This window comes from Marinomonas sp. S3726 (genome assembly GCF_000967665.1).
In the GTDB taxonomy this organism is placed as follows: domain Bacteria; phylum Pseudomonadota; class Gammaproteobacteria; order Pseudomonadales; family Marinomonadaceae; genus Marinomonas.
Map to the genome: position 1 here is coordinate 37,042 of NZ_JXYC01000025.1, position 18,073 is coordinate 55,114.

At 41.1% G+C, this 18,073-nt stretch carries 18 protein-coding genes; 10 read left to right on the forward strand and 8 right to left on the reverse strand.

Translation table 11 applies throughout. The features are described 5' to 3' along the window. Positions 1-17 precede the first annotated feature (17 nt). Entirely contained in the window at positions 18-1,133 is a 1,116-nt protein-coding gene (locus TW85_RS18900; RefSeq protein WP_084616430.1) for a substrate-binding domain-containing protein, read from the forward strand. A gap of 95 nt (positions 1,134-1,228) precedes the next feature. Here the strand turns inward: TW85_RS18900 and TW85_RS18905 are convergent, their stop codons facing one another. Beyond that, positions 1,229-2,497 carry an MFS transporter gene (locus tag TW85_RS18905; protein ID WP_084616431.1) on the reverse strand — a complete coding sequence of 423 codons (1,269 nt, stop codon included), beginning with the start codon at positions 2,495-2,497 and terminating at the stop codon, positions 1,229-1,231. 93 nt (positions 2,498-2,590) lie between these two features. Between TW85_RS18905 and TW85_RS18910 the strand changes: the two genes are divergently transcribed. The 3 genes from TW85_RS18910 to TW85_RS18920 all read left to right on the forward strand — a co-directional run bounded on the left by TW85_RS18910 (position 2,591) and on the right by TW85_RS18920 (position 5,304). Next, complete coding sequence (locus TW85_RS18910; protein WP_046018703.1) at positions 2,591-4,408, forward strand: ABC transporter substrate-binding protein; 1,818 nt, start codon at positions 2,591-2,593, stop codon at positions 4,406-4,408. A 130-nt stretch (positions 4,409-4,538) separates the two neighbouring features. Next, positions 4,539-4,979: a hypothetical protein gene (locus TW85_RS18915; protein ID WP_046018704.1), complete on the forward strand. Its 441-nt coding sequence runs from the start codon at positions 4,539-4,541 to the stop codon at positions 4,977-4,979. A gap of 25 nt (positions 4,980-5,004) precedes the next feature. Further along, positions 5,005-5,304, forward strand: a complete 300-nt coding sequence (locus tag TW85_RS18920) for a hypothetical protein (RefSeq protein ID WP_052702298.1) — start codon at positions 5,005-5,007, stop codon at positions 5,302-5,304. 67 nt (positions 5,305-5,371) lie between these two features. On the opposite strand, the gene TW85_RS18925 is transcribed toward TW85_RS18920, so the two are convergent. Then, the gene (locus tag TW85_RS18925) at positions 5,372-5,605 is read right to left on the reverse strand and encodes a hexameric tyrosine-coordinated heme protein (protein WP_046018705.1); all 234 of its coding nucleotides are present in this window, start codon (positions 5,603-5,605) and stop codon (positions 5,372-5,374) included. 65 nt (positions 5,606-5,670) lie between these two features. Continuing rightward, complete coding sequence (locus tag TW85_RS18930; protein WP_157196990.1) at positions 5,671-6,564, reverse strand: catalase; 894 nt, start codon at positions 6,562-6,564, stop codon at positions 5,671-5,673. Positions 6,565-6,741: 177 nt separating this feature from the next. Here TW85_RS18930 and TW85_RS18935 point away from each other — a divergent pair, with 177 nt between their 5' ends. After that, positions 6,742-7,158, forward strand: a complete 417-nt coding sequence (locus TW85_RS18935) for a MarR family transcriptional regulator (RefSeq protein WP_052702299.1) — start codon at positions 6,742-6,744, stop codon at positions 7,156-7,158. A 77-nt stretch (positions 7,159-7,235) separates the two neighbouring features. Here TW85_RS18935 and TW85_RS18940 read toward each other — a convergent pair whose 3' ends face one another. Both TW85_RS18940 and TW85_RS18945 read right to left on the reverse strand, forming a co-directional pair. Further along, on the reverse strand, positions 7,236-7,655 hold the full coding sequence (locus TW85_RS18940) for a secondary thiamine-phosphate synthase enzyme YjbQ (RefSeq protein WP_046018708.1): 420 nt from the start codon (positions 7,653-7,655) through the stop codon (positions 7,236-7,238). A 120-nt stretch (positions 7,656-7,775) separates the two neighbouring features. Then, positions 7,776-8,648 carry a LysR family transcriptional regulator gene (locus tag TW85_RS18945; protein ID WP_052702300.1) on the reverse strand — a complete coding sequence of 291 codons (873 nt, stop codon included), beginning with the start codon at positions 8,646-8,648 and terminating at the stop codon, positions 7,776-7,778. A gap of 646 nt (positions 8,649-9,294) precedes the next feature. Here TW85_RS18945 and TW85_RS18950 point away from each other — a divergent pair. After that, positions 9,295-11,028: a BCCT family transporter gene (locus tag TW85_RS18950; protein WP_046018709.1), complete on the forward strand. Its 1,734-nt coding sequence runs from the start codon at positions 9,295-9,297 to the stop codon at positions 11,026-11,028. Between the two features lie 126 nt (positions 11,029-11,154). Here the strand turns inward: TW85_RS18950 and TW85_RS18955 are convergent, their stop codons facing one another. After that, positions 11,155-12,426, reverse strand: coding sequence for an aminotransferase class V-fold PLP-dependent enzyme (locus tag TW85_RS18955; protein ID WP_046018710.1), 1,272 nt, complete (start codon positions 12,424-12,426; stop codon positions 11,155-11,157). A gap of 262 nt (positions 12,427-12,688) precedes the next feature. Between TW85_RS18955 and TW85_RS18960 the strand changes: the two genes are divergently transcribed. Further along, positions 12,689-13,162 (forward strand): Lrp/AsnC family transcriptional regulator, encoded by a 474-nt coding sequence (locus tag TW85_RS18960; RefSeq protein WP_046018711.1) that lies wholly within the window; start codon positions 12,689-12,691, stop codon positions 13,160-13,162. Positions 13,163-13,229: 67 nt separating this feature from the next. Here TW85_RS18960 and TW85_RS18965 read toward each other — a convergent pair whose 3' ends face one another. Both TW85_RS18965 and TW85_RS18970 read right to left on the reverse strand, forming a co-directional pair. Next, positions 13,230-13,451 (reverse strand): DeoR family transcriptional regulator, encoded by a 222-nt coding sequence (locus TW85_RS18965; RefSeq protein ID WP_046018712.1) that lies wholly within the window; start codon positions 13,449-13,451, stop codon positions 13,230-13,232. Next, complete coding sequence (locus TW85_RS18970) at positions 13,451-14,722, reverse strand: MFS transporter (protein ID WP_046018713.1); 1,272 nt, start codon at positions 14,720-14,722, stop codon at positions 13,451-13,453. The genes TW85_RS18965 and TW85_RS18970 overlap by 1 nt, the downstream gene beginning before the upstream one ends. Positions 14,723-14,872: 150 nt before the next feature. On the opposite strand from TW85_RS18970, the gene TW85_RS18975 reads away from it, so the two are divergent. The 3 genes from TW85_RS18975 to dctP all read left to right on the forward strand — a co-directional run bounded on the left by TW85_RS18975 (position 14,873) and on the right by dctP (position 18,047). Then, the gene (locus tag TW85_RS18975) at positions 14,873-15,778 is read left to right on the forward strand and encodes an AraC family transcriptional regulator (protein WP_046018714.1); all 906 of its coding nucleotides are present in this window, start codon (positions 14,873-14,875) and stop codon (positions 15,776-15,778) included. A gap of 152 nt (positions 15,779-15,930) precedes the next feature. Next, complete coding sequence (locus TW85_RS18980; protein WP_046018715.1) at positions 15,931-16,845, forward strand: LysR substrate-binding domain-containing protein; 915 nt, start codon at positions 15,931-15,933, stop codon at positions 16,843-16,845. Between the two features lie 167 nt (positions 16,846-17,012). Further along, positions 17,013-18,047, forward strand: a complete 1,035-nt coding sequence (gene dctP, locus TW85_RS18985; protein WP_046018716.1) for a TRAP transporter substrate-binding protein DctP — start codon at positions 17,013-17,015, stop codon at positions 18,045-18,047. Positions 18,048-18,073: the final 26 nt, after the last annotated feature.

An 18,073-nucleotide genomic window follows, 5' to 3' on the forward strand; every position in this document is an offset into this window, starting at 1 on the left:
TTTAGTTGGTGTAAACCATGTATATACGCACTCTTAGCCACTTTTGTAATGTTTTTTTGCTGACTTCTCTGATTTTTTCGACTTCTGTTAGTGCTAATCAAGCTAGTCCAAATGAGGTGAAAAAGACACAAGTTGAGCAGGAAAAGCTAAAAGCATTTCAATTAACCGTTAACGCGAAAGCGGCTCCAATTGATGTAAAACTGACTGACCCTGTTCGTATTGCCATCATATATCCAAGTGCTGATATCTCTGATTTTTGGGTAAGAAATTACACAGCTATGACAAAACGTTTGATGGAGTTAAAACTGCCTTTTGTGATTGATCAGTACTCTTCTAGACAGATAGAGCACGCATTACAAACACAACATACGCGCTCAGTTTTAAGTAATAAAGAGTCATATGATTTTGTGATTTTTGGCCCTTCTGAGTTAGAGCTGCAGTCTAATAACATTCAAAAACTGGCTGCATCGGATAAATTCAAAACCTTTATTTGGGCCTTCCATACACCAAACCCACATTGGGAGTATCAACCTGATGCCTGGTTTGATTTCTCAAGCGCCATGGGAGCCGAGGTATTGTGTCATTATGTGGTTGAGCGTCTAGGAAATGATGTTGAGTTTGCGGCCAATCGAGGTATTCCTGGTATTACTGATACTCAAAGATCCCAAGGGTTTATTGACTGTGTGCAAGAAAAAGCAGACTGGGTAAACAATTATGAGCATTTTGGGCAGTATCAAAAATTGGGTGGTTCTGATGGGGTTAAGTTATTTCTCGAAAACTTCCCAGAAGTGGAAATGATACACAATGCCAATACTGCCATGACAATGGGAGCGGTAGATACCTTAGGGGACGCTAACAAACTCGATGATATGTTTGTCACCGGTTGGGGAGGTACAGCGAAGGAAATTGAAAAAATAAAGCTAGGTGAATTGAGTGCCACACCTATGAGGATGAGTGATGATCTTGGTGTTGCCACAGCCGAATCTATCAAGCTATACATTCAAAAAAGAGAGTTAGACTTACCCGAACTTTACCTTGGCAGAATACTGGTTGTACACGATGAAATGACCCATTCTGAGCTAGATGCTTATACCAAAGAAGCCTTTCGCTATTCAGGTATTAGGCAAGATTAAAACCTTAAATTCTGACCTTGCTTCCATCAAATTGGATGGAAGCAAACCTCCTTGAAAGTGCTTTTATTCTAAGTGCTTAAGCTCAAAGTACTAGCTTATTCCAGATAACTCACCCTTGTCATAAATAACACACCCGCGGTTAAGGCTTGGATAATAAAACAAAGAATAAAGATGGTATCTATGCCATAAGCTGCGACTAGGTAACCTGAGCTTGCAAGCCCTGCCGGCATTAAAAGCTTAAATAGAGAGCCCGTTATTCCTGTGACACGGCCTAGTTGATCTTCATCAAAGGCTTCTTGTCGGTAACTCCAAATACATATATTGCCATAAAGCCCAACGGCGCTGATCCAAAAGAAGGCGAATAGAAGCGTCCAAGTATTGGTATAGATAAGCGGCATAATGAAGCCAATCGATTCTAGAAAAATAGACACAATCAGCAGTAGGCCTATGCCCATATGTTTACGCACTTTGTCTGCAGAAAATGCACCAATTAGCCCGCCTATACCCGACGCTGCAACCAAATACCCAATTTCCAGATGAGATAATGCGAGCGTGGCTTTAGCAAAATAGATGGCCTGTATCCAAAAGATGGCCCCAGTGGTATTGATGACCATCACAGCTAAGGTGATATACCACATGTTCTTATTGAGATAGAGAATGATAAAACCTTCTTTTAAAGACGCCCAGATCGATGTTTTAACCTGTGTTTTGGAGACTGTTACTTGAAGGCGATTAAGCTGAAAGAAAGCGATTAGGTAAAAAAGGCAAACTAGCAAAAAGACGTTATGTAGCGCAGACATCAGTAGCAAAGCGCCAGATAAAACAGGTCCTATGGTCTCTAGCAAGCTATAGAGAGAACTCATGCGGGCCGTGGCTGTATTTTGTAAGGATTGTGGTAACGCATTCTTCATCATTCCCATTCGGGCATTGTGATAGCCATAGTTAAACGCCATCATCAAAAAAGCACAGGGAAAAAGGGCGATGAGAGGGTTATCTAGCCAACGTACAGCCGAGTATGAAATGACGAGCATGACTATCTGACCTAACAGCATGCATTGGGACCAGCGTTTCTTATTGAACCTATCAACCCAGACACCGATAAAGAGCGCTAACAAGAGGTTAGGTAAAAATTCCACGGCTCGCATCCAGCCCATCATTTGTGCCGATTGAGTCAGCTCATAGACAAGTAAGGGCAGGGCGAGATCATATATTTTTGCCCCAAAAGCAACAAAAAATGCACTAGAAAACAAAATCAGAAAGCGGCTGTTTTTCCAAATATTGGGTAGCTGCTTATCTTGCGCTTCATGGTTTTTAAGCTCTATTTTTGTGCGTGTGTCGCCTTGAGTCTGACTGCTTGTTGCCATTGTTATCTTCCTTTTCAAGTTTGGCGGTTTCTTCTATTATCGAAATTAAAAGATGAAGAAAAATAGAAAGATAAGATAAGGATTTCACCTTTTATGCATTATTGGAAAGCACTGGCATTTTTAAGGTCACGATTAGCCTTGAATCAAGTGACACAGCTCTCGTTAGATGAATTGACCCAAGCCCTAGGTTGTACACGTCGTAACGCCCAACTCATTATCAAAAAGCTAGAAAAAGAAGGTTGGATTGAGTGGCAAGCAGGTATTGGCCGTGGCAACTTACCTCGTATCAAACTGATCAAACCTTTGCATAAGGTTCTACAGGATCAAGCGGATGTTTTGATTAGTGAAAATAAGCTAGATCAAGCTTTGCTATTAATTGAAGCAGACCAAAGGGACGCGTTTTTAGTGTCTTATATAGAACGCTATCAAAGTAAGGATCAAGGTGAAAAGAATGATCAGGATATACTGCAAATACCCTTTTATCGCGGCACTCACTGCCTTGATCCTATTTATGTAGCGAGGCGGACAGAAAGTCATATCTCACGCTATTTATACAGTAACCTATTAAGGTTTGATCCACGCAAAAACACCTTTGAAGGTGACCTAGCGGTTGATTGGAAACGAGATGAAAACACCTGGTTTTTTACCCTGAGAAAAGGGCTTAAATTTCATGATGCTAGCTCCCTTGAAGCGAAGGATATTAAAACTCATTTTGATCGGCTAAAAGTGGCAGATCATCAAAATAGCCGTTTGTTTAGCTGCATTAAAGAAGTGGAAGTTTTAGACCCTTTAAGACTTGCTTTTCATTTGCAGTCACTGTCTGCTCACTTACCTGCTTTACTGACAGATACGCCGGCTGGTATTACGAAAGAGATCAAGAATGACGATAAAACAGACATTATTGGCAGTGGTAGCTTTGTCTTAACTGAGCAAAGTAATTGGTTAACCAGACTCACTGCTTTTGAACATTATCATGGTTTTCGGCCTTGGATGGATGGTATTGAAATTTGGAACATTGGTGACAAAGCAAAAGATTTTAAACTGCACTGTGACCTAGTTCACCCGCATCCACTTGCCGAAATTGCAGTGAATCAAAGACCTGAATTTGAACAAAAAGTGCAATGGGAGAAAGGCTGTGAATATGTCTTGATCAATGCTAACAATAACCGATTTTTGGCTTTTAAAGAGAATAGGCTTTTGTTGCAGGCTCTTCTAAAAGCTTTGGGTGTGCCAGAGAATATCTTGGAAGATAAAGGTGAGTTAGTCAGTTTCGCCACAGGTATGCTATCCATCCCTCAAGCACCGCCTTACTCCTTACCAAAAATGGAAAAAGAGACGGCGAAGCAAGTCGCAAAAAAACTATTAGAAAAGATAAACCGCAAGCATGATCCAAGAGAGGGAAGCGATCGAGAGATAGCCAATCAAGACGATAACCGTCTACAGATACTCACTTATCAACTGCCACAGCATATTACTATGGCCCAATATTACTGTGAACAACTCAATAGTCTTGGACTGGCTTGTGACTATCGCGTAGAAGAGTTTCCCGTTTTTAGTCGTAATGAAACCCAGCGAAAAGCAGATATTATTATTTCTGGTGAAGTATTTAGCCAAGAGTTAATGGATGTCAGCTGGGTCGGCTGGTTTAAAGGCTGTTCCGCCCTTGAAGAGTGTTTTAATTCAGCACAAAGAGCATGGCGCGATCATCAGTTAGAGCAGGTATTTCAGCAAGAAAACGAAATGGTGCGCTCAACTTTATTTGAGAAAATGGAAGCTGAGCTGGTGGACAAAGGCGTTTATTTACCACTCTTTCATGTACAGCAACAGCTTAACCAAGCGGATACGTTAAACCCTATGGAACTACTCGCTAACGGCTGGATAGATTTTAATACGGTGACTTTTAAAGCATAAAGCGCTTAGAATTAAGTTGTTAGGATGACTTAATGTCATTTAAAAACAGCACCTTAACCTCGTTTTTGCCTATTTAGTTTTTACTTTTTTGATATGCTCTTTGAACACTAATTTAAGGAATAAATCAAAAATGAAGAACACATTGATCAAGTCTTATTCAGCCTTCTACCTAGTATTACTTTCAGCCGTACTTATCACTGGGTGCAGCATGAAGCTAGTGGCTGATTATGATCAGATGAGCGTCACTAACTTAGAAATGATAAATAAAAAAATAGACCGACTGTATTTAACGATGAAAATGCTGCCTGAAGTTCAGCGCACTTATTCTCATTTTCAACAAAACTATTTAGATATTGATGTGGATATTAGAGCCTATGAAAGACGCCAACAATTACGCGAACAGAATGAAGAAAGCGTTAAGCAAGCGACTATTCTCGCTGATCTTTGGCAACAGGATATGCAGGCTCATAAGCAAAAAAATACGCTCAGCGACTTTATGATTAAGCGCAGACAAGCCCAATATCAGCGTTTACTTTCTAGCATGATCGAAGCAGAAATGGCGAAACAATAAAAGACTTATCATGGAGGTTTAAAGTATGTGTAATCCAATAGAAGATGCGCTAGTAAGTATAAAGCAAACACTTGCTAAAGAAGACTTAACAAGTGAGTTATCAAGCGCAATAGAAGCAAGCTTTGCAAAAAACAGTGTCTCATTAGATGAACTGATTCAAGCGAGAGCTGAGGGTGAGTTGAGCCCAGAAGATTTCCAAATAGAGCTTGAACGAGAGAAGAAAATTCAAGAAGCAGAATTACTGACTTTGCAGGTGGCTGCCAAAGCTAAAGTGCAAAAAGTCATGGACGCTGTATTTGATGCTTTACTTAGCGGATTGAAATAATCCACTTTTTATGACGAGACTTAAAAAGAGGTTTAAGTTGGGTTTAAACCTCTTTTTAGTCATAGCATTATTGCTTTTGCCAGAAGTTGTTCGCTTGGGCAACGGTTTGAAAATTAGTCGCTATTACCTGTGAAGAGGCAATAAGGCTGTCGGCATCTTGCTCATAAACAGGACGTAGTTTTTTACGCACATCATCGCTTGGTTGAGTGTACTTTACGCCCATTCTGGATAGCTTGATGGCTAACTCATAACCTGTTTGTGGGTCGTCTGTTAATAAACTTGTTAACCATTGATCGCTCATCTTGTGTACCTCATGTTTTTATCATTATTTATATTGATGGGAGTGTCTCTTGCTCAAGCTCCGTTCTATTGCTCACTTAAACGGCGACCAAAAGAAATAGCATAGGCATTACGTCTTGCTTGTAGCAAAGGGTCGTTAGAAGGGTGGAATCCGTCGGATAAAACCAATGGATCAAAGTTAAGATTCTTACAGGTGCCCGCTTCTTGGTGGCTAATAGCCGTCACTTTTAGCCTAGCGCCAATAATTTGAGTATGGTTTCCTTTCCATGGAATTGCCGCGTTATCAATTGCATCCTCTTTATTGGCTAAGGTAATAACCATATCCCAGCTAATTTCCCCCGCCGCAAGGTTCTTTTGCAGGTTTTGATAGAAAAAATTATGAGTAGGCTCTAACACGACTCCTTGTTCATTCACAGGTTTAAATGACCATCTAATGGCTGTCTTTTTTCCAAGATCATTCTCAAGATAAAAGCTGTTAATGCTATTAAATTGAGTGCCTTCGTAAGGGGTTAGTGTTTTGGTTTTAGTGGCATTGTGAGCTTTAAAATTTTGCAGTTCTTTGCTTGATTCTTTAAAGGCTTTAACCGCTGCTTTACCTTCTGCTTTTGCTTTCATTAGCTCTGCAAAGGCTTCTGGAGTTGAGACAGGAAAGAAGTCGAGGGTATTCATCGACATCATATGGGGTTTGCCTGTAGCAGGTTTGATTGATAACCCCATACCATATTCTGCTGGCTTGTTATCAGTTGCATGAAAGTTGCCCCCTTTATGGGATAGTCGACCAATGACCTGTGATTCATATTTAAACAAAGGGCTGGTTGAGTAGAGAGTCATCCTTTTATCCATAGGTTGTAGCGTCCCTGTAAAACAGAAACCTTTACTATGGTTTCGGCGTTCGCCTTCGGTTACACCAAAGAGTTTTTCGAACGAATTTACTGTCGAAAGTGCTGTCTTATCAGCCATTGCTGGCAAGGCTTGTACCGCGACTAATACCGCACCGATATAAGCATGTTTTTATTTATGATCAAACTATTTGTATGAATACTATTCGCACACTAACTATTCGTCAACTAAATATTGTGTTGTTAATAATTAAACGGCAAAATGTTTTTATATAAACTATTCGTAAAAGGTGATTTTTTGTCCGTTGCTCAATTAGATAACCAGCTCTGTTTTGCCGTTTATTCAGCCTCTAATTACCTAACGAGTATCTACAGGCCGTTATTGGAGCCGTTAGAACTCACCTATACGCAATTTTTAGTGCTTATGTCGCTTTGGCAGGAAGATCAGATTTCAATTAGTTTGTTGGCGAAAAGAACAGGGTTAAGTAAGGCCACCATGACGCCTTTGTTAAAGCGCTTAGAGCAAAAAGACTTGATACGCAGAGATGCGATAGAAGGAAATGACCGCCAAAAAAGTATCGTACTAACGAGTGCAGGACGAGAGTTATCCTTGCAAAGTGAATCCATCACAGAGCAGGCTTTTTGTAATACTGGATTAGATAAAACGGAAGCGGAACAAATGATAAAACTGTGCCGCAAGTTAATGACTTCATAAGGCAGTATCTGCCTAATTTCAGCTAGTTTTTATTATGTGCATGCCTTTGAGCTATTCAAAGGTATGGCTTAAAAGTATTACTCCCCTTGCAGTGTCACCACTATCTTTCTTGGGCCGCCATGATCCCTATGCTCACACAGGTATATTCCTTGCCAGATGCCGATATTGAGTTTGCCATTAGAGATAGGCAGGCTTTGGCTTGCCCCTAATAAGCTGGCTTTGATATGGGCCGGCATGTCGTCTGGGCCTTCATAAATATGCTCATAATAAGGGGCGTTTTCAGGGGCTATCACATTGAAGTGAGATTCCATATCTCGGCGTACACTTGGGTCAGCAGTTTCGTTGATGGTTAAGGATGCTGAGGTGTGTTTGATGAAGAGGTTCATCAAGCCTATATTGAGTTTTCTAAGCTCAGGCAATTGAGCCAGCAGCTCATCCGTAATCAGGTGAAAGCCACGTGACTTGGCTTTAATGGTTATTTCTTTTTGAATCCACATAATGCTCACTCGTCTAGGTACGACTATATGAAATCAGTTTATCAATTAATATGGCAATAGGCATGAGCAACATGGGTCAATCTATCTAATCTCAATGATAGCCTTTATCGTCATGATTAATCATATATCACTATGGCCAGTGCCTATTTTCTTTGCCACTGAGTGTAAGCTTTTAATGGCGGCATCATAGAGTGCATTATCTTCGGTTTTTTTACGGTAAACGGCATAAACCGGTTGTAAGATGCTGGGTGCCTCTTTGACTAGATGAAACTCTCCACTTGCTAAGAGCTCTTTTGCTCGCCACGCCTGAATATACATAGAGCCTCCTTTCTCCTTTAAGTAGTTTATCGCCATAGTGCCAAGGCCCATGGTGACGCCTTTGGCTTTGAGAAAGGGGACTTGTGAGGCGTGAGCGCTATGAAAGTTAGGACACCAGCCGATGTAAACATACTTATCTTTATCTAGTGTTTTGAGGTTACAGGCTTGGGTCGACACTAAGACAAACTTGTCATCAAATAGCTTGATAATCTCTATGTCTAATAAAATACGAGGCTGATACATGACAGCGATATCGAGCAGATTATTAGCTATCTGCTCCATCATGGACATGGAATAGTCTGACTCAAGGTGTAGGGCAATATTGGGATATTGCTCACGCATATCTATCACCCAGTTATTTACAAATTTGTCCCAAATACTAAATTGAGTGGAGAGGCGTAAAATCCCTTCATAACCCCTTGGTAAGGCGAGTTCTTGTTGTGCTTGTTGCCATACTTCGCAAATGTTAATGGCGTATTGTTGAAACTTAACACCTGAGCTTGTAAGCTCGGCACCAAATCGACCTCGCGTGAATAGCTCTACTCCTAATGATTTTTCTAGTGATCTAATTCTTGTACTGACTGCTGATTGGGTAATACACAGTTCTTCTGAGCTGCGATTAAAGTTTCGAGTATTCGCCACACTCAAGAAGGTTTCTAGTTGAACGTAATTCATAACTCGCCTCATATAAGAGAAAGCAATCTATCTTATATTTAGATTCTATTGAAGGTTTCAATTTAAATAATCTATTGAATTTTAACTAACTGAATGACAGAAAACTTATTGAAAGGCGAATACAAGTTACTCAAAAACACTCAATTTGATGAAACCGTCGGACGAGAAAGTGACTAAAAAAAGACCAGGAAAATAGACTAAAAAGCAGGGTTCTATTTTGAACTGTGGGTGTGGAAATTTTGATTTGGTATTACAGTAAATTCAATTAACAATCATTGATTGCGATCATAACTATAGAAACAATTCGTTATATTTCTGTTGAGTGATCAGATATTTTCTAATGATAGCGGATTCTTTTCGGCTTAGGTTTCAAGAAGTTGGGCCTTTCGCCTGACCAATGAAGTTTATCTATTCAATCTTAGAGGTATCTTTGCATGTAAATTGATAATCGAAAATTACTATATCAACCCACTCATAATCGACGGTTAGAAATTTGCGCCAAATCGGTGCAAATATAATCAGAAAAGCAGCACAAGAAATTAGCTTCTTAATACTTAATTAGTGGTAAATATTTTTCATCACTTTTCATTAGATAACGTAGCGGCTATGACACAGATTACAAAAAAGCAATGAAAAAGGTGAATATATGTATAGTGACAAGGAGCTTGATAAGCTCATTGAAAAAAGAGGGATGCTGAAAGGGATAAATTCGACACTCGGCATCACGGCAATCGTGATGGTTTCAGTTTTTATTATTTACACGATATTGCTTGGCAAAACCGCAAGTGAACATTTTTTTGGGATCAAAACGTGGATTGAGCAAACCTTAGGTTGGTATTACATTGCGATAATGATGTTGGCCTTTTTGGTTTGTATGTTCGTCTTATTTTCTAAAGCAGGAAGAATTCGTTTAGGGCGAGATGATGAACGTCCTGAATTTTCAAATTTTGCTTGGTTCTCCATGCTGTTTGGGTGTGGTACCGGAGCAGGCATGCTTTTCTTCTCAATGTCAGAACCCCTTATCCACTTTGCCAGTGGCTGGAGTGGCGGCAATCCTTTTGTTAGTGCTGAAGTTAAAGGGGCTGTCGCCGCTTTCTTTGAGGCTAAACAAGCGGCATTAAATGCAGGCCTACTGCCTGGCGATGAAGGCTTTCCTATTCCCAATGATCTTGTGGCAGAAGCCGCTGCTGGTGGTTTAAAGCTTACGGTTTTCCACTGGGGAGCAGTAGCTTGGGCAATGTACGGAGTTGTTGGTTTATCGCTCGCCTATTTTTCTTTTCGAAAGGGTTTACCCCTATCCATGCGTTCAGCGCTTTACCCTTTAATTGGCGATAAAATTTACGGGCCAATAGGACATGCTGTCGATATTTTAGCGGTATTTGGTACCATTTTTGGTATTGCGACCACCCTTGGTCTTGGGGTTGAGCAAATCGGTGCAGGGCTGGTGTCATTAGGTGTTCTGGCTGAAAAATCTCAAACAGTCACCATAGTGTCTATCGTTTTGATTACTGTGATAGCAACCTTTTCGGCGACCACTGGTGTGGCGAAAGGGATTAAAATGCTGTCCGAGCTTAATAGCTGGATCTGTCTGATTATTCTCGCGTTTTTCCTAATGGCGAGTAACGCTAACTATCTCATCGCAAGCACCTTAACAGGGCTTGGTGAATACATATCGAGTGCTGTGCAAATGTCCCTATGGACAGCTCGCAGTGACGATGAGCGAACATGGCAAGGCGGTTGGACCATCTTTTATTGGGGTTGGTGGATTGCTTGGGCGGCTTTTGTTGGCATGTTTATCGCGCGTATTTCTCGTGGCAGAACGATACGTGAGTTTGTTCTTGGGGTGATGATTATTCCTACCCTAGTGTCCACTGTTTGGTTTGGTGTCATTGGTTCTGCAGGTATTTATGAGTCGCTTTATAGCGCTGATATGAGTATTTACACGACCGCTGTGAACAATTGGGATTACGCCGGAACCCTCTATACCGCCTTTGATGTGATCAGTCCTGGTGTGGTTGCCACTATCGCTAAAATTGCCGCTTTGGTGGTTGTGGTTGTCTTCTTTGTGACCTCTGCCGACTCTGGCACCTTGGTATTGGGCCGCTTATTAGCCTTTGGTAAAAGGCCACCAATACAGCAGCGTATCATTTGGGGATGCATGCTAGGAGCGGTGACATTAGTGATTCTATTATTGGGAGGCAAAGAAGCCTTAAAAGCGCTTCAAGCGGCTTCTATTGCAGGGGCATTACCTTTTACCTTTGTCATTATTGCTATGTCGATTGGGTTAGTAAAATCTCTGATGGCAGAAAATAATGAACTGATAGAGAACGAGGAAAAGATGCAAGAAATCATTAATAAAGAAATTTCTGATTTGAGCTAATCTTCCTTCTTTTAGTCGCCAGCCACCTAACTAGGCGGCTGGCTACTAACATTTTTTTAAATGCATATGAGGCTCGTTTCAACGCAAATTAGTTTCGTTTAAAGCTATGAAACAAACACAAACTTACTAGTGCTTAGCAAAGTACTCCTGTAACACACTTATCAATTTCTCGACTTCTTCAACTGTATTGTAGTGAGCCATACTGATACGAATGATGCCTTTGCTCATATCTTTAATCCCCATGGCTTCAAGCAATCGATAAGCATAAAAGTGACTGTTAGAAACCGCAATGCCAGCTTCTCCCAAATAGGCTGTGATACTGGTAGGACAATGCTCTAGAGCCTCAAGCGCAAAGTTTGCTTCTCGTCCTTGCATGGTATTTTTACCTAGCAATTTTACGGGTAAACCTTTGATCCCTTCTAAGAAAATAGTACCAAGTTTGTCTTCATGGGTTTGCATCAGCAGAGCAACGTCTCTTGCTTTTTCATAGCTGCTTTTATCTTGCACTTCAGCCTGATCAAAGTGATGTTTGTGTATGCTTAAAAAGAAGCTTTCTAACCCAGCAAGAGCGGCAATCGAGCCATGATCAGGGCCTGCTGAATCAAGTAAACGCCAGCTTTTGGTCTGCTCGTTAAAAAAGTGACATTGGGGAGTCAGGAGTGACATAAAGTCGGGGGCAATATACATGATGCCATGATGTGTTCCGAAGGTCTTATAGGTGCTAAAGCAGTAAGCGTCCACCTTGTAAGAGGGGATATCTGGCCAAGTATGAGGGGCGAAAGACACGCCATCCACAACCACTTTAGCACCCACTTGGTGCGCGAGATCGGCGATCTTATTGATAGGGTTTTCAGTACCAATAATATTGGAAGAGTGGGTCACGCTAACCAGTTTGGTTTTATCACTTAGTAGGTGCTTAAATTCATCAAGCTCAAGTTCGCCTGTTTCTGGGTTGATAGGCCAAAGTTTAAGGCTGATATTTTTTGCGTTGGCTAACCTTTCCCAGCCGCCAATATTAGATTCGTGATCTTGTTGGGTGACGATAATTTCATCCCCTTCGTGGATAAATCCAGCACAAGCTTGGCTCAGAGTATTAAAGTTTTGAGTAGAGGAAGCACCTATTGTGATGGTGTCTTCGTCTAGCCCTAAAAGGTCAGCAATGGCTTTTCGACCCGCATCCATTTGCTCACCTGCCGCCTTACCAATTGGGTTATTTGAGTATGGCTGTACTTTATTATGTAGGTAAAAGTGGTTCAGTCTTTCTATCACAGCTTTAGCTGTAAAGGTTCCGGCGGCATTATCAAAGAAGCCTTGGATACTTGGGTTCTCTAGCTGGAAAAAAGGAAACTGCTGTCTTGCGAATGTGACATCAAGAGTCGTTTTTGGCGCTGTTGTCATTGTCTTTCACCTTTCTAATTAATCAATTAATTGGTTTAGAATACTTTCTTGTTAGTTGGCTTATGTGCTGGCTGACTAATGGCTTATTTTTTGAAAAGTAAGCTTTTTATGGGGTTTTGTTTTAGCTTTCGAAAAGACCTTGTTATCATTTTTTGACATCTTCAAAGCTTGATTAAAGTATAATTTGGCCGCTTGATGCCTTATATGACGCATTGCTGTTTTAATTTGTGATTTACCGACAAAGTGAAGGTGAAACCCGAGTATGACTTACCATTTAAAAAAAGAGCCGGATGCCCTTGATTGGAAAATCTTAAGTGAGCTGCAAAAGGACGGCAGAATGTCCTTTTCTGAACTGAGTGAAAAGGTGTCGCTTTCAAGGCCTGCGGTAGCGGAAAGGGTAAAGCGTTTAGAAGAGGCGAATATCATTACCGGCTACAGTGCCAATGTTAATTTAAAAGCCTTGGGTTATCCTATTTCTGCTTATTTGACTGTGTCTGTGAACCAAACCAAGTTTAAATCCGTGGTGGATTCGTTAAAACAAATCCCTGAAATTACGGAATGTATTCGCCTTGCAGGACAAGACGATATTATTGTGAAAATTGTGGCAAGTTCGGTGGAATACATTGCCAGCACCATAGATGATTTATTGGATACTCATCCAGACTGTAAGTATGTGACCTTTGTGGTGATGGAGTCTTTGCTAGAGCATGATGTGATCACGCTTTTCAAAAAATAAGTTTAGGCGCTTTTAGGCTCTGTTTTTCTTTTGATAGAAGACGCTGTTTATCAGTCGTTTAATTAACTTATTCTCTGCATCTTGCGCCATCGCTCGTTTGACGCAATAAATTTGCCTCTTCGAGCGTGGCGAGATCTCGCACTATAGCGTTTTCAGAAATCTTAAAACGCTGGCTTAATTGGTGCGAGGATACCTCTCCTTCTATTTCCACTAAGAAAAGAATTTTTTGTCTACGCTCATTAGTGGCAATTAAGGCACGTTTTTTAATCCCATTGTCTGGCTGTTTCATTAGGCTTCCCCTAATACTCCATTATGTTTTTTCTCTGGGCTAAATCCCCTGAGCCTCTCTGTTGTTACAAGCAAGCCAAGTGCCAAAATTAATAATAGAGCAGGGTATAAGGCGAAAGAGAGATAAGACACTAAAGCCCCAATGAAAGGTGGGACCAAGGTTGTGCCTATGTACGCACATGCCATAGATAAACCTATGACAGCTTGTGAAGCTGAGGCGCTAAAGCGTTTTGGTGTCAGATGTATGGTATTTGGGTAAATAGGCGCACATCCAAGCCCTATTAGCATTAACCCAAGAGGGGAAAGTGCACTAGGAAGTGGCGAAATAAGTACCAGCACACCTAAGATAATGGTGATGACACCTAGACGAATAAGGCCTTCTTCATTGAGTTTATGTGCTGATTTTTCTGAGCCTGTTGCTGCAACTTTTTCTGCAACTTTTCCTGAGACAAAGCCACATAAAAAACGGCCACATGTAATGCCTAGGTAGAAGACAGCGGTCCAAAAGGCAGCATCTTCTGGGCTAAGGCCTTTCTCGATACTTAAATAACTGGCTGCCCAAAGGCCTGTACCTGCTTCAAGTGCACAGTAACAAAAGAACATGACAAGCTGAATCTTGACCCCAAGAATGCCAAAAGCCTTTCTATTAGATGTGTTATTGGTAATGCTATTTGAAGCTTTACTGGAAATATAAGAGTCAGAATCGGTTTCTTCTTGCTTTGCCGTGATAGCCTTTTTCCAAAGAGGCAAGCTTGCAAAGAGTATGATGACCAAGGCAAATTGAATTAACGTAATGGCCATATAACCTTGTCGCCAGCCTTCATTTAACATGAGATAGTTAGCCATAATGAGGGGGCCAGCCGTTGCACCCACACCCCAGAAAGAGTGCAGGTAATTCATGTGCTTAGACTCGTAGTTTTGCGCCACATAATTATTCAAGGCAGCATCCACTGCGCCCGCACCTATGCCTAAAGGAATCGCTAGTAGCATTAATGCTAAGGCAAAGTTCGCCATGCTAAAGCCCAGTAGTGCGCTTGCAGTTAATAGCACGCTAAAAGCAACCACCTTGCCGATACCAAACTGATTAATAAGCTTGGCTGTCATCAGACTCGAGATGACAGTGCCTAAGCTAATAACCAGAGAAACCGCCCCTGCAAATTCAAGACTTGCATTGAGGTTTTTGCTCATGATCGGCCAAGCTGATCCTAAGATGGCGTCAGGCAAGCCAAGGCTAATAAAAGCTAAATAGATAATGACAAGCAGTAGTAGCAAGTTGGCGCTCCCTTATAGGTCAATCAAAATATAAGTTTGTTTAATGATGTGACAACAATACTGCCAGTACCTATTTAAAAATATATAAATACTAGTCTAAAATATAACGATTCTTCCAAATTAAATGTTTTGCCCAAGAGTTTTGTCTATATGCAAATTTATAAAATTGAAACGGATGAAAATGGCAGAGAGTTAACCACCCATGGCGCCAGTGACTTTCCTTGCTCCTCCTACGATGAAGTATTTTCGGCTTTTTATGGGGGCGAAGTCCCTTGGCATTGGCATGATGAGGTGGAAATTGTGCTGGTGGTGAGAGGTCGAACTAAGGTGGAATGCATTGGCAAAAGTGAAACCTTAGAAGCAGGGGAAATGATCTTTGTGAATGCGGGTGCCTTGCATAAATTAACCGATGTTGGAGAGGAAGATTGTCGTATTCTCAATGCGGTATTTAATCCGCAAATGTTGGGAGGAATGAACTTTAGCCGTATTTATAAAAAGCATGTTTTGCCTGTATTAAAGAATAAACAGCTACTGAGTGTTAAGTTTTCTAATCAGGTCATTTGGCAGCAAGCCGCGATTAATGAACTTAAACAAGCGTTCCAAGTTTGGCAGGATGAACGTGAGGATTATGAATTTGTGATGACCATGGCATTGATGAAATTTTGGCATTTATTAGTTGAGAATAAACCTGATATTTTGTCTGATACCCATGTCTCAAGCACTAATGAAAAACGTCTACATACTCTGCTAAATTACATTCATGAGCATCACAGTGACAGTATTTCAATTGCCGATATCAGCCATGCTGCCAATATCAGTGAGAGTGAATGTTATCGCCTATTCCGCAATGCTCTAAAAAGCACACCGAATAATTACTTACTGAACTATCGTCTCAGAATGGCGGCGCATCTGCTGGTAGAAAGCGATAAGCCTATAACCAAGGTCGCCTACGATACAGGGTTTAATTGCCCTGCTTATTTCGCCAAAAAGTTTAAATTAGCCTTTGAGAAAACACCTAAAACCTTTCGACAAGAGAGCCGTTTAGACACTCACTAATAGCTAAGGTTAGGCTCTTATTTACGAAGACAAAGACCCGTAAAGTCTTTCATTGAATGTTAAATTCAATCGAATTTAGTTCTCTTTAAGCTATAGTTCGATCTAAACTCCTCTCTCTAATTCGGTTCAGTTTTTAGTTTCTAAGGTGATTTATGCATAAACTTCCTCCTCGTGCACTTGAGTATCTCAATGCCATCGCACGTTATAAAACCCTTAGAAAAGCGGCCGCTAGGCTCAATGTTAACCCGTCTGCTGTGAGTCGTTTGCTCTCTCAATTGGAAGAGAGTTTATTGCTCCCTCTTTGGGATAGAACCAATAGTCGTAATCCTATTACCCCAGCTGGCGAAGAGCTGCTGCAATACTATCGAAAGATGTGTGCCAGTGAACAAGCCACCTTGTCCCGCTTAGATGACATGCTTAACTTGCGTTCAGGCGAGGTGAGAATAGCTGTGGGCGAGGGGATCATAGGGGATTTAATCTCTTCTCCACTGCAATCCTTCTTAAAGAAACATAAGGATATCCAGCTCACTGTGGAAATGGCTGGCGCGCAGGATGCCGTTAGCTTACTCGAAGAAGAGCATATTGATTTCGCTTTAACCTATGCCTCTGCGAACCATCCTAAATTACATTGCCATTTAGAGACCCAACATCCGTTAGAGTTAATCGTGCCACCAGGCCATGAACTGACTAAGTTAGCAGGCCCAGCGACCTTTAAATCAGTGGTAAAATATCCCATTGCTTTGATTGATAAATCTACGGGAATGGGCCGCTTAGTCACCTTGGCAGAAGAATTGAATCACTTTAAATTAACGCCAAGCTTACGGACTAACTCTGTTTCCGCCTTGAAAAATTATGTCATGTCTGGCCTTGGCATTTCCTTTATGCCAAGACTGACGATTTGGGAAGAGATAGAGCAAGGCAAGATAGACGTTGTGCCTATGGATAACCCTGTTTTTGCAAAAGCCAAGGTTTGTGTGCTGAGTTTAGAGGGCCGAGAGCTGACGCTTGCTGCCCAAGCCCTACTTGATCACCTGTCAGAAACGATGCGTTTTTTGTCTGATACCTAATACTGAATGAGGCTTTGTAATGTCTTGGCTTTATCTGTTGCTTAAAATGCAACAGTTTGGGGCTTGTGGTGTCAACAGCTCAAGTTTAGTTTGTAAAAGGTGGGCTACAAAATGATCAAAAATACACAGAACTATCAAACTAATAAAAATGCTTAGAGGAATCTAAAATGACGATTATAAAAAAAGTGTTTGGTGCAACTAGCGTGTTCAAATCCCTAGCTTTAGGTGCCGCACTTTCAAGCTTATCTCTTGCTGTGAGCGCTCAAACAATCAATTTGAGTTACAACGGCGCGCCAGATGCGAATAAAAATGCGGTACACCTTTTTGCTCAAAATTTGAAAACCTTAGTGTCTGAAAAAACACAAGGTGAGTTAGAGCTAAAACTATACCCAAACAGTATGTTAGGAAATGAAGAGCAGCGTATGGAGCAGGTGTTAAATATCCCTAGCTTAAATATTGCTTCTTTTGGTGGCATCTCACCTTTGTTCCCTGAGATTTTTGTGAGTGCGATCCCATTTATGTTCAGTGACTTTGATAAAGCACGCGAATTTTTTGATAAGGGTGAATATTGGAAAGCGGTTGAAAAAGACTTTTATGCTCGCACAGGTGGACACCTTTTAGCGGTAGTAGAAGAGGGTGGATTACTGGCTTTTACTAATAACAAAAAACCAATTAAATCCCCTAAAGACTTTGATGGCTTAAGGTTCCGCGCTATGGATAAAAGCCAAGTTGCACTCTATAACTCATTTGGTGCATCCGGTACGCCGATTCCATGGACTGATGTTTATATGGGGCTAAAAATGGGAGTTGCTGATGGGCAAATGAACCCACCTATGTACATCATTCTGGGTAGTTTATACGAAGTACAAAAATATCTAACGCTGGCTAACATTCAGTATTCTGATCAGTTCTTAGTCGGGAATGATGAGCTGCTAAATAGTTTGTCTGCTTCTGAGAAAGCGGCTTTGTTAGAGGCGGTAAAAGAAGCTAACGACATGAACCGTAAGTCAGTTGAAAGTAAGGTAAATGAACGTATTGCTTACCTAGAAGAAAAGGGCATGCAGGTTTACAGACCAACTGCTGCTGAACTAGAAGAGTTTCGCCAAGTTGGCCAACCGTCTTACTTCCAGTGGTTGAAAGACGAGGGCATAGACCAGAAATGGGTTGATCTTGCTCTAAAAGATGTTGGTTTTAATCAGTAATTTATTTGGTTAGGCGCTTCGGCGCC

Coding starts and splice junctions, on each gene's coding strand:
- TW85_RS18900 (WP_084616430.1), top strand. CDS start 18: ATGTATATACGCACTCTTAGCCACTTTTGTAATGTTTTTTTGCTGACT.
- dctP (WP_046018716.1), top strand. CDS start 17,013: ATGACGATTATAAAAAAAGTGTTTGGTGCAACTAGCGTGTTCAAATCC.
- TW85_RS18980 (WP_046018715.1), top strand. CDS start 15,931: ATGCATAAACTTCCTCCTCGTGCACTTGAGTATCTCAATGCCATCGCA.
- TW85_RS18925 (WP_046018705.1), bottom strand. CDS start 5,605: ATGAGCGATCAATGGTTAACAAGTTTATTAACAGACGACCCACAAACA.
- TW85_RS18960 (WP_046018711.1), top strand. CDS start 12,689: ATGACTTACCATTTAAAAAAAGAGCCGGATGCCCTTGATTGGAAAATC.
- TW85_RS18915 (WP_046018704.1), top strand. CDS start 4,539: ATGAAGAACACATTGATCAAGTCTTATTCAGCCTTCTACCTAGTATTA.
- TW85_RS18950 (WP_046018709.1), top strand. CDS start 9,295: ATGTATAGTGACAAGGAGCTTGATAAGCTCATTGAAAAAAGAGGGATG.
- TW85_RS18955 (WP_046018710.1), bottom strand. CDS start 12,426: ATGACAACAGCGCCAAAAACGACTCTTGATGTCACATTCGCAAGACAG.
- TW85_RS18945 (WP_052702300.1), bottom strand. CDS start 8,648: ATGAATTACGTTCAACTAGAAACCTTCTTGAGTGTGGCGAATACTCGA.
- TW85_RS18930 (WP_157196990.1), bottom strand. CDS start 6,564: ATGGCTGATAAGACAGCACTTTCGACAGTAAATTCGTTCGAAAAACTC.
- TW85_RS18910 (WP_046018703.1), top strand. CDS start 2,591: ATGCATTATTGGAAAGCACTGGCATTTTTAAGGTCACGATTAGCCTTG.
- TW85_RS18975 (WP_046018714.1), top strand. CDS start 14,873: ATGCAAATTTATAAAATTGAAACGGATGAAAATGGCAGAGAGTTAACC.
- TW85_RS18905 (WP_084616431.1), bottom strand. CDS start 2,497: ATGGCAACAAGCAGTCAGACTCAAGGCGACACACGCACAAAAATAGAG.
- TW85_RS18940 (WP_046018708.1), bottom strand. CDS start 7,655: ATGTGGATTCAAAAAGAAATAACCATTAAAGCCAAGTCACGTGGCTTT.
- TW85_RS18965 (WP_046018712.1), bottom strand. CDS start 13,451: ATGAAACAGCCAGACAATGGGATTAAAAAACGTGCCTTAATTGCCACT.
- TW85_RS18920 (WP_052702298.1), top strand. CDS start 5,005: ATGTGTAATCCAATAGAAGATGCGCTAGTAAGTATAAAGCAAACACTT.